We start from the raw sequence: 9,838 nt of genomic DNA, 5'->3' as shown, positions 1-9,838 counted from the left end.
GCGTCGGGCTGCTGATCGCGGCACGCGGCCGCCGGAGCCCAGTCTTCGATCCACATACGACGTTCCCCACAGTTCGTCCGGGATTCGGGAGTCCCCATGACATCCCGACTCGATCCCGCCAGTGAAAGGTAAAGAACTGGGCCATACCAGTCACAGACTCGTTCAGCCCAAATGCAGTAGTCCGAAATGACTAGGTCGGAGTGGTCAGGAATCGGTGGGGCTACGACTTGCCGGTTATCGTGGGCCGCATGTCTGTGCCATCCGACGAGCGGCTGAGCCCTGCCCGGATCCTGTCACACCTCGGTGTGATGGGTCTCGTGGCGGTGGTCATGGGCGTGGTCGTCGCGGGGCTCGCGATCCCCTTCGCCGGCCTCGCGGGCATCGCTGCGCGCGACGTCTCCCGCAGCATGGACAACCTGCCCACCGAGCTCACGGTCGAGCCGCTGGCGCAGAAGACGCGGCTCGTCGACGGCGCGGGCAACACCATCGCCGCGATCTACGACCAGAACCGGATCAACGTCTCGCTCAGCCAGGTCTCCCGGATCATGGTGAAGTCGATCGTCGCGATCGAGGACTACCGCTACTACCAGCACGGAGCACTGGACCTGAAGGGCACGCTCCGCGCGCTGGTCACGAACCAGGCCCAGGGTGGCGTGGTGCAGGGTGGCTCGTCGATCACCCAGCAGATGGTCAAGCTGACCCTGGTGAACCAGGCGGACACCAAGGCGGAGCGGATCGCGGCCACCGACGACACGTTCGCCCGCAAGATCCAGGAGCTGCGATACGCGATCGCGTTCGAGGAGAAGTACTCCAAGGACTGGATCCTCGAGCGGTACCTCAACCTGGCGTACTTCGGCGACGGCGCCTACGGCATCCAGTCGGCCGCGCGCCACTACTTCGACAAGAACGCGTCGCAGCTGAACCTCGCGGAGTCCGCGCTGCTGGCCGGCATCGTCAAGAACCCCACCGGCCTCGACCCGACCAACTCGCCGGACGCGGCGCTCGAGCGCCGGAATGTCGTGCTCGACCGGATGGCCCAGCTCAACGTGATCACCGAGCGCAAGGCCGAGAGGGTCAAGAAGCAGAAGATCAAGCTCAACGTCCAGCCGAGCGACAACGGCTGTGTGAACTCGCGGGCACCCTTCTTCTGCGACTACGTCCTCAACTACCTGATGAAGGACCGCTCGCTGGGCAAGTCCCGTGAGGAGCGCAAGCAGACGCTGCGCACCGGCGGCCTCACCATCCGCACCACCATCGACCTGCGCTACCAGGCGGCCGCCGACAAGGCGGTCCGGGACACCGTCGACCCGACCGACCAGGCGATCGGCGGCATGGCGATGGTCGAGCCCGGCACCGGCGACGTGAAGGCCCTGGCACAGTCGCGCCCGATGGGGCGCGACAAGTCGCGAGGTCAGACCTACCTGAACTACGTGGTGCCCCAGGAGTACGGCGACTCCAACGGGTTCCAGCCCGGCTCGACCTTCAAGGCGTTCGTCCTGGCCCAGGCGCTCTCCCAGGGCGTCCCCCCGGACTACTCGTTGACCGTCCCCGCGCAGGAGAACATCCCGGAGAGCCAGTTCGGCCAGAAGGACTGTCCGTACCAGAGCACGACGGTCTGGGAGCCCGCCAACTATGACGGGCGAGGCGGCACCTACGACCTCTACACCGGCACCCAGAACTCCGTGAACACGTTCTTCGCCAACCTCGAGCAGATCACGGGACTCTGCAAGCCCTACCAGTTGGCGAAGGACATGGGCATCGTGCTCACCAACCCCGGCGGTGAGCGGGTCCCGTCCTTCACCCTGGGAGTCTCCGACGTCAGCCCGCTGGAGATGGCCGAGGCCTACGCCACCTTCGCCGCCCGCGGCGAGCACTGCGCCTCCCGTCCGGTGACCGCGATCGAGGACCTGCGTGGCAACCTGCTCAAGGAGTACCCCGAGCAGTGTCGCCAGGTGCTCTCCAACGCGGTCGCCGACACGGTCAACGACATCCTCAAGGGCGTGCTCGCGCCCGGCGGCTTCGGTGCGGGTATCACCATCGCCCAGGAGGACGCCGGCAAGACCGGTACCACCCAGGAGGGCAAGGCGGTGTGGTTCGTGGGCTACACGCCGAACCTGGCCACCTCCGCCATGCTGGCCGGAGCGAACTCGAACGGCGAGCCGATCCGCCTCTACGGTCAGGTGGTCGGTGGCCAGACCCTCTACAACGTCTCGGGATCAGGTCTGGCCGGACCCATGTGGGGCAGCGCCATGGGCACCGTCCAGCAGTGGCTGGACGATGCGACCTTCACTCCGCCGGACGTGAACGCGCTGCTCGGTGAGGCGGGCACGGTGCCCTCGGTCAACGGCATGTCGATCGCGACCGCGAGCCGGATGATCGAGGACGCCGGCTTCAGTGCGGTCGTCGGCCCCGAGGTCAACTCCGGCTACCCGGAGGGCACGGTCGCCTTCACCGACCCCAGCGGTGGCGAGAGCTACTTCGACGGCGCCCCGGTGACGCTCTACATCTCCAACGGGTACACCCCGCCGCCTCCGAAGAACAACGGTGGCGGCGGCGGCGGCGGCGGTGGCGGCAACGGCGGCGGAGGCGGTAACGGCGGCGGAGGCGGTAACGGCGGCGGAGGCGGTAACGGAGGCGGTAACGGCGGCGGCGGCGGCGGCGGCGGAGGCCGCGGCGGCGGTGGCGACGACGACGACTAGGCGCCCGTCCGACCAGTAGGTCGGACCCGGCTGCTGGTCAGGAAGCCAGCTGGCGGCGTACCTCGGCAGCGACGGCCGCCCCATCTGCCCGGCCCTTGGTCTGGGGCGTGAGGACGCCCATCACCTTGCCCATCGCGCGCATGCCCTCGCCGGCCGCGCCGACCTGCTCGATCGCGGCTCGCACCAGCTCGGTGATCTCGGCGTCGCTGAGCTGGGCGGGCAGGTAGTCGGCGATCACCACCGCCTCGGCCCGCTCCTTCTCCGCCATCTCGGCGCGGCCACCGTCGGCGAATGCCTGCGCGGCCTCGCGCCGCTTCTTCGCCTCCGTCGACAGCACACCGATGATGTCGTCGTCGGTGAGCTCTCTGGCCGCGCTGCCCGCGACCTCCGCGTTGGTGATGGCGGTCAGCACCATGCGCAGCGTCGAGGAACGGACGTCGTCGCGGGCCTTGATGGCCGTGGTGAGGTCCTGGCGGAGTCGGTCCTTCAGCGCGCTCATGACCGTCATTGTGACAGCCTGGGAGCATGGCTCCTCCGGTCGCACCGCTGCTCGCGTCCACGGCCCTCGGCGGGCTTGCGGTGACCGCCTACGCCGTGGCCGAGACTCGTCGCTTCGTGCTGCGTGAGGCCACCCTGCCGGTGCTGCCGGCGGGCCACGGCCGGCTGAGGGTGCTGCACCTCAGCGACCTCCACGTGACGCCGGGCCAGCGTCGCAAGCAGGCGTGGGTCCGCGACCTGAGCCGGCTGCGTCCTGACCTGGTCGTGAACACCGGCGACAACCTCGCTCACCGCGAGTCGGTGCCGGTGGTGCTCGAGACGTTCGGGGACCTCCTCGACGTGCCGGGCGTCTTCGTCTTCGGGTCCAACGACTACTTCTCCCCCACGCTCCGCAACCCGGTGCGCTACCTGCTGCCCGACGACGGCACCCGCCACGTCGACAGCGCTCCGCTCCCGTACGAGGACCTGCGTCGCGGCCTGAAGGAAGCGGGCTGGCTCGACCTGACCAACCGGCGCGACTCGCTGAAGGTGGGGGGCACCACGCTGGCGTTCGCAGGCGTGGACGATCCCCATCTCGAGTACGACGACCTCGACGCGATCGCCGGGCCGGCCGATCCGACCGCCGACCTGCGGGTGGGGGTGGCGCACGCGCCGTACCTGCGGGTGCTCGACCAGCTGGCGGGCGACGGCTACGACGCGATCTTCGCGGGCCACACCCACGGCGGACAGGTGTGCGTCCCCGGCGTGGGCGCGCTGACCACCAACTGCGACCTCGAGCCGGCCCGCGCCAAGGGCCTCCACCGGCACCCGGCCGACTCCCGTCCGGGAGATCCGCAGTCGTCCTGGCTGCACGTGTCGGCCGGCCTCGGCACCTCGCCGTACGCCCCGATCCGGGTTGCGTGCCGGCCGGAGGCGACCCTGCTGACCCTGACCGAGCGGGGCTGACGGACCCGTCTCGGGCCGATTTCGGAGCGCGCTTCGCGCTCGGGTAAGGTGTGCGTGCTTGCGGGCCGGGAGGCGATCCCAGGACGCAATCGGGGTGTGGCGCAGCTTGGTAGCGCGCGTCGTTCGGGACGACGAGGCCGCAGGTTCAAATCCTGTCACCCCGACGTTGTGATGTCTCAGGACATCCCCGGACAGCCGGATCTGCAGATGCGGGTCCGGCTGTCGCCACATGCGGTCTGGCACACTCGCCCGCATGGCCGAGAAGGGTCCCGGGAACGACGGCCCCTCGCTGGAGCTGCCGTCCTTCGGCTTCGGGCGCAAGCGGAAGTCGCGTGGCGACGCGGCCGCGCCCCCGGACTCGGAAGCCCCCGAGGCCGCCGTCGAGCCGGGTCCCACCCCGGAGCCGGAACCGCTCGGACCCGTCGAGCATCCCGAGCCTGGCGAGCCCAGCGCCGGTCCACGGGTCACCGGCCGGGTGGCCGCGATCCTCACCGGTCTCGTCGTGGGGGCGTTGCTGGTCGGCCTGGTGTGGGGTTCGCTGCGGCTGTGCGAGGTCGCGCGCGGTACGTCGTCGTGCGGTCGGCCCGGGTTCCTCGTGCTGCTCGCGATCCTGGCGCTGCTCGTGGTGGTCGGCCGGGTGCTGCTCGACCGGCTCGGCGTCGCGGACCCCGGCAGCACCAGCCTCCTCGGCGTCGGCGTGGTCGCCCTGGTGGTCCTGCTGTTCCTGACCGGCGAGCTCTTCGAGTGGTGGGCGGCGCTGGTGGTCCCGGCCGTGTCGATGGCGGCGTACGCGCTCGCCCACTGGGTCAGCACCAACTTCGTCGAGACGCCGGAGGACCACCTGCACCGCTGAGCGGGCGCCGGTGCGCCTGGGTAACGGTGCCTCCCGTGTACTTCCCACCCGTTGTACGGGGGTGGGAAGCGCACTCAGAGCACCGTTACGCGCGGGCGGCGGCGACCAGCTCGGCGATCTGGATCGTGTTGAGCGCGGCGCCCTTGCGGAGATTGTCGTTGCTGATGAACATCGCCAGCCCGCGGTCACCGTCGACTCCGGGGTCCTGCCGCAGACGTCCGACGTACGACGGGTCCTTGCCGGCCGCGTGGAGCGGGGTCGGAACCTCGAGCAGCTCCACGCCCGGCGCGGCGGCGAGCAGCTCAGCGGCTCGCTGCGGCGTCATCGGCCGCTCGAACTCGGCGTTGACCGACAGCGAGTGCCCGGTGAAGACCGGTACCCGGACGCAGATCCCCGAGACCGGCAGGTCGGGGATGTCGAGGATCTTGCGCGACTCGTTGCGGAGCTTCTGCTCCTCGTCGGTCTCGTTGAGCCCGTCGTCGACGATCGAACCGGCCAGCGGCAGGACGTTGTAGGCGATCGGCGCGACGTACTTCTCGGGTTCGGGGAACGCGACAGACTCACCGTCGTAGGCCAGCTCGCGCGCCTTCTCACCCGCCGCCTCGATGCCGCGGGCGAGCTCCTCGACCCCGGCGACGCCCGAGCCGGACACGGCCTGGTACGACGAGATGACCAGCCGGGTCAGCACAGCGTCGTCGTGCAGCGGCTTGAGGACCGGCATAGCCGCCATGGTGGTGCAGTTGGGATTCGCGATGATGCCGCGACCGGCGGCGAGCACCGGGGCGATCGCGTCCGGGTTGACCTCGGAGACGACCAGGGGGATGTGCGGGTCCCGGCGGAACGCGGAGGAGTTGTCGACCACGACCACGCCGGCGTCGACGAACGCGGGGACCAAGGCACGCGAGGTGGTGGCGCCGGCCGAGAAGAGCGCCACGTCGAGCCCGGACGGGTCGGCGGTGGCGGCGTCCTCCACCACGACATCCCGGTCGCCGAAGGGCAGCACCGTGCCGGCCGACCGGGTGGAGGCGAAGAACCGGATCTCGTCGGCCGGGAAGTCGCGCTCCAGCAGGATCTGGCGCATCGCCACGCCCACCTGGCCGGTGGCCCCGACGATGCCGAGCCGCACCCCGGTCATCGCCCGGTCCCGCCGTAGACGACCGCCTCGATCTCGTCGGCGTCGAGGTTGAACGCCGTGTGCGTCGCCTGCACCGCCGCGTCCACCTCCGGCTCGTCGACGATCACCGAGATCCGGATCTCCGAGGTGGAGATCATCTCGATGTTGACCCCCGCGCTGGCGAGCGCGGCGAAGAACCGGGCGGTGATTCCCGGATGCGACCGCATCCCGGCCCCGATCAGGGAGACCTTGCCGATCTGGTCGTCGTAGAGGAGCTTGTCGTAGCCGACCTCGTTCTGGATCCGCGCCAGCGCCCCCATGGCGGTCTGACCGTCGGCGCGCGGCAGCGTGAAGGAGATGTCGGTGAGGCCGGTGGCGGCGGCCGAGATGTTCTGCACCACCATGTCGATGTTGATCTCGGCCGTGGCCAGCGCCTCGAAGATCCGGGCTGCCTCGCCCACCTTGTCGGGCACGCCGACCACGGTGATCTTGGCCTCGCTGCGGTCGTGAGCGACCCCGGCGATGATCGCCTGTTCCATCTCGTCTCCCTGCTCGGGTTCGGGCACGATCCAGGTGCCCTCCTTCTGGCTGAAGGAGGAACGCACGTGCACGGGCATGTGGTAGCGGCGTGCGTACTCGACGCACCGCAGGTGGAGGATCTTGGCCCCCGAGGCGGCCATCTCCAGCATCTCCTCGGTCGAGACGCGGCTGAGCTTGCGCGCGGTGGGCACGATCCGCGGGTCGGCGGTGAACACGCCGTCGACGTCGGAGTAGATCTCGCAGACATCGGCACCGAGAGCCGCCGCGAGCGCGACGGCCGTGGTGTCCGAGGCACCCCGACCGAGCGTCGTGATGTCCTTGGTGTCCTGCGAGACGCCCTGGAAGCCGGCGACGATCGCGATCGCCCCGGACGCGATGGCATTCTCGATCCGGCCGGGCGTGATGTCGATGATCTTGGCGCGGCCGTGCGCGGAGTCGGTGATCACGCCGGCCTGCGACCCGGTGAACGACTGCGCCTTGTGGCCGAGCTGGGCGATCGCCATCGCGACCAGGGCCATCGAGATCCGCTCGCCCGCGGTGAGCAGCATGTCGAGCTCGCGGGGCGGCGGCAGCGGCGTCACCTGCTCGGCGAGGTCCCGCAGCTCGTCGGTCGTGTCCCCCATCGCGGAGACCACGACGACGACGTCGTGACCGGCCTTCTTGGTGGCGACGATCCGTTGGGCGACGCGCTTGATGCCGGCCGCGTCCGCGACCGACGATCCGCCGTACTTCTGCACGACAATGCCCACCGGGGTCTCGCTCCTGGGTCGGGGTGCTGGCCGCGGTCGATTCTACGGGGGGTCAGTCGCCGGAGTCCTCGGCGTCCAGGACCGCCTCCGCGATCTCGATCAGCGGCTTCTCGGTCGGGAACTCGGCGTCGAGCCGGTCGTGGGACACGACCGAGAGCAGCGCGTTGAGCGCGGCGCCGGCCAAGTTGCCCCACGAGGAGACGTAGGAGAACTGCCACCACCACAGCGCCTCGGCGACGTTGCCGCTGCGGTAGTGGCGCAACCCGTTCTCGAGGTCGAGCGCGATGCTGCACAGGTCGTCGGACAGCTGGCTCTCGACCACCTCGGGCACGTAGGGGTCGAACACGAAGGAGTAGGTGTCGACGTCGCCGAGCATCTCTGCGAGCCGCAGCCGGAGCTGGTCGAGGTCTGCCTCGGGCCCGACATCGGGCTGGTACTCCGAGCGCGGCGTGAAGTCCTGCTGTGCGCCGAGCCGGGCGCCGGCGAGCAGGATCTGCGAGATCTCGAGCAGCAGCAGCGACACCGCGCGGCCCCCGTCGTTCTCGCGTGCGATCTCTCGAAGGGCCAGCAGGAACGAAGCGACCTGGTCGGCGATCTGTTGCGCGAAGTCCAGATCGCTCTCGGGGGTCGTGGGGGCGTCAGTCATCGGCGGTTCTCCGTCCAGCGAATGCTCGTCCGAGGGTGACCTCGTCCGCGTACTCGAGGTCCCCTCCTACCGGCAGTCCACTCGCCAATCGCGTGACACGCAACCCGACGTCCTTCAGCATCCGTGTGAGGTACGTCGCGGTCGCCTCGCCCTCGAGGTTCGGGTCAGTGGCGAGGATGACCTCGGTGACCGTGCCGTCGGCGAGCCGCTGGAGGAGCTCCCTGATCCGGAGCTGGTCGGGCCCGATGCCGTCGAGTGGCGAGATCGCCCCACCGAGCACGTGGTAGCGGCCACGGAACTCGCGGGTGCGCTCGATGGCGACGACGTCCTTGTACTCCTCGACGACGCACAGCACCGTGGCGTCGCGCCGGGGGTCGCTGCAGATCCGGCACTGCTCGGCCTCCGACACGTTGAAGCAGATCGAGCAGAAACGCACCTTGGCCTTGACCTCGATCAGCACGTCGGCCAACCGGCGTACGTCGGTCGGGTCGGCCTGCAGCAGGTGGAACGCGATCCGCTGCGCGCTCTTGGGACCCACCCCGGGCAGTCGCCCGAGCTCGTCGATCAGGTCCTGGACGATGCCTTCGTACAACGCGTGAGTCCTATCCGAGGCCTGGTATGCCGCCGCCACCGGCGAGCGGGCCCAGGGCCTCGGACGCCATCGTGTCGGCCTGCGCCTTGGCGTCGCGGTAGGCGGCCACGATCATGTCGCCGAGGTCGGAGAGGTCGTCGGGATCGGAGCCGTCGAATCCACCGGCCTTGATCTCGACCGCCACCAGCTCCCCCACACCGTTGACGACGACCGTGACCGCACCGCCGGCGACGGTGCCCTCGACGCGGGCGTCGGCCAGCTTCTCCTGCGCGTCCTGGAGCTGGGTCTGCATCTGCTGCGCCTGTTCCATCAGGGCATTGAGGTCGAAGCCGCCACCCCCGAAGGGGTTGCCGCCACCGGCGCTCTCGAACGGGTCCTGGGTCATGGGGTCACCTCTCTGGTTCACCTCTGTGGTGGGTTCACGAGTGACGGATCTCCTCGATCACTTCGGCACCGAGCTCGCGCTCGAGCAGCTCGGCGCCCGCCAGCCCGCTGTTCTCGGCGTCGGGGTCGTCGGGGTGGGCGTCGGAGTCAGGGTCGCCCGAGCGCGTCGGCTCGGGTGCGCTCGATGCCGCGGGAGCGGCCTGGGCGGTCGGACCTGACTCAGGCGCTGGGTCCTCGCCGGCGTCACCCTCCCAGTCGGGAGCGCCGGACGGCTCGGAGGCGAACGCGGGCGCGGCGGTCGACGGCACGGCCGGTGCCGGTGCCGGTGCTGAGCCGGGCTCGGTGCGGCCTCCCCCGGCGCTGGGGTCGACGATCGCCTCGACCTTCCAGTCGACTCCGGCCACGTCGATCGCTGCTTGGCGCAGGATCTCGTCACAGCCACCGTTGACGAACGAGTCGCGGGCACCGACGTTGGTGAAGCCGAGCGTGAGGGTCCGGCCGTCGACGCCGATCACCTGCGAGTTCTGCGTGAGGTGCATCCACGCCACCCGGCGCCGCATCTTGGTGGCCTCGACGATGTCGGGCCACAGCCGCCGGACCTCGACCAGGCTGAGAGCGCCCACCGCCGGCGCGTCCTTCAGTTCGGGGGCGGGGGCCGGCGTGTGGCCCGGCTCGGTCTCGGCTCGCATCACCGGTTCCGGCGCGGGCTCGGGAGCCGGGTCCGGCTCGGCCGCCTCCTCGGGCTCCCGGTCAGGTCTGGCCGCGGCGGCAGGCGCGAGGACGGTCGGTGCGGTCGCTGGTTGCTCCACGCTCGGTGC

9 protein-coding genes, 1 tRNA gene and 1 pseudogene are annotated in these 9,838 nt (G+C 70.2%); 4 read left to right on the top strand and 7 right to left on the bottom strand.

Features of this window, described 5'->3' with window-relative positions; translation table 11 throughout:
- Nucleotides 1-248: 248 nt before the first annotated feature.
- Nucleotides 249-2,699: a penicillin-binding protein gene (locus VFZ39_RS03335; RefSeq protein ID WP_330864304.1), complete on the top strand. Its 2,451-nt coding sequence runs from the start codon at nt 249-251 to the stop codon at nt 2,697-2,699.
- Between the two features lie 37 nt (nt 2,700-2,736).
- Here VFZ39_RS03335 and VFZ39_RS03330 read toward each other — a convergent pair whose 3' ends face one another.
- Nucleotides 2,737-3,198 (bottom strand): GatB/YqeY domain-containing protein, encoded by a 462-nt coding sequence (locus VFZ39_RS03330; RefSeq protein ID WP_330864303.1) that lies wholly within the window; start codon nt 3,196-3,198, stop codon nt 2,737-2,739.
- 26 nt (nt 3,199-3,224) lie between these two features.
- On the opposite strand from VFZ39_RS03330, the gene VFZ39_RS03325 reads away from it, so the two are divergent.
- The 3 genes from VFZ39_RS03325 to VFZ39_RS03315 all read left to right on the top strand — a co-directional run bounded on the left by VFZ39_RS03325 (nt 3,225) and on the right by VFZ39_RS03315 (nt 4,995).
- Nucleotides 3,225-4,142 carry a metallophosphoesterase gene (locus VFZ39_RS03325; RefSeq protein ID WP_330864302.1) on the top strand — a complete coding sequence of 306 codons (918 nt, stop codon included), beginning with the start codon at nt 3,225-3,227 and terminating at the stop codon, nt 4,140-4,142.
- Between the two features lie 90 nt (nt 4,143-4,232).
- Nucleotides 4,233-4,306, top strand: a tRNA-Pro gene (locus VFZ39_RS03320).
- A gap of 89 nt (nt 4,307-4,395) precedes the next feature.
- Nucleotides 4,396-4,995, top strand: a complete 600-nt coding sequence (locus VFZ39_RS03315; protein WP_330864301.1) for a hypothetical protein — start codon at nt 4,396-4,398, stop codon at nt 4,993-4,995.
- Nucleotides 4,996-5,080: 85 nt separating this feature from the next.
- Here VFZ39_RS03315 and VFZ39_RS03310 read toward each other — a convergent pair whose 3' ends face one another.
- From VFZ39_RS03310 to VFZ39_RS03285, 6 genes and pseudogenes are all read right to left on the bottom strand, one after another.
- A complete protein-coding gene (locus tag VFZ39_RS03310; protein WP_330864300.1) occupies nt 5,081-6,130 on the bottom strand; it encodes an aspartate-semialdehyde dehydrogenase in 1,050 nt (349 codons plus the stop codon).
- The gene (locus tag VFZ39_RS03305) at nt 6,127-7,398 is read right to left on the bottom strand and encodes an aspartate kinase (protein WP_330864299.1); all 1,272 of its coding nucleotides are present in this window, start codon (nt 7,396-7,398) and stop codon (nt 6,127-6,129) included. Before VFZ39_RS03305 ends, VFZ39_RS03310 begins: the two co-directional genes overlap by 4 nt.
- A gap of 52 nt (nt 7,399-7,450) precedes the next feature.
- Nucleotides 7,451-8,044, bottom strand: a complete 594-nt coding sequence (locus tag VFZ39_RS03300; RefSeq protein ID WP_330864298.1) for a DUF5063 domain-containing protein — start codon at nt 8,042-8,044, stop codon at nt 7,451-7,453.
- Nucleotides 8,037-8,636, bottom strand: coding sequence for a recombination mediator RecR (gene recR, locus VFZ39_RS03295; RefSeq protein ID WP_330864297.1), 600 nt, complete (start codon nt 8,634-8,636; stop codon nt 8,037-8,039). The genes VFZ39_RS03300 and recR overlap by 8 nt, the downstream gene beginning before the upstream one ends.
- A 10-nt stretch (nt 8,637-8,646) precedes the next feature.
- Nucleotides 8,647-9,021, bottom strand: coding sequence for a YbaB/EbfC family nucleoid-associated protein (locus VFZ39_RS03290; RefSeq protein WP_330864296.1), 375 nt, complete (start codon nt 9,019-9,021; stop codon nt 8,647-8,649).
- 34 nt (nt 9,022-9,055) lie between these two features.
- Nucleotides 9,056-9,838, bottom strand: a pseudogene (locus VFZ39_RS03285) (DNA polymerase III subunit gamma/tau); the annotation flags it as partial.

Origin of the sequence: Nocardioides sp., assembly GCF_036374615.1 — a bacterium.
Lineage (GTDB): Bacteria > Actinomycetota > Actinomycetes > Propionibacteriales > Nocardioidaceae > Nocardioides.
The sequence above is the reverse complement of the archived record's forward strand: the minus strand, read 5'-3'. Positions and strand labels throughout refer to the sequence as shown.

Coding starts and splice junctions, on each gene's coding strand:
- VFZ39_RS03335 (WP_330864304.1), top strand. CDS start 249: ATGTCTGTGCCATCCGACGAGCGGCTGAGCCCTGCCCGGATCCTGTCA.
- VFZ39_RS03330 (WP_330864303.1), bottom strand. CDS start 3,198: ATGAGCGCGCTGAAGGACCGACTCCGCCAGGACCTCACCACGGCCATC.
- VFZ39_RS03325 (WP_330864302.1), top strand. CDS start 3,225: ATGGCTCCTCCGGTCGCACCGCTGCTCGCGTCCACGGCCCTCGGCGGG.
- VFZ39_RS03315 (WP_330864301.1), top strand. CDS start 4,396: ATGGCCGAGAAGGGTCCCGGGAACGACGGCCCCTCGCTGGAGCTGCCG.
- VFZ39_RS03310 (WP_330864300.1), bottom strand. CDS start 6,130: ATGACCGGGGTGCGGCTCGGCATCGTCGGGGCCACCGGCCAGGTGGGC.
- VFZ39_RS03300 (WP_330864298.1), bottom strand. CDS start 8,044: ATGACTGACGCCCCCACGACCCCCGAGAGCGATCTGGACTTCGCGCAA.
- VFZ39_RS03290 (WP_330864296.1), bottom strand. CDS start 9,021: ATGACCCAGGACCCGTTCGAGAGCGCCGGTGGCGGCAACCCCTTCGGG.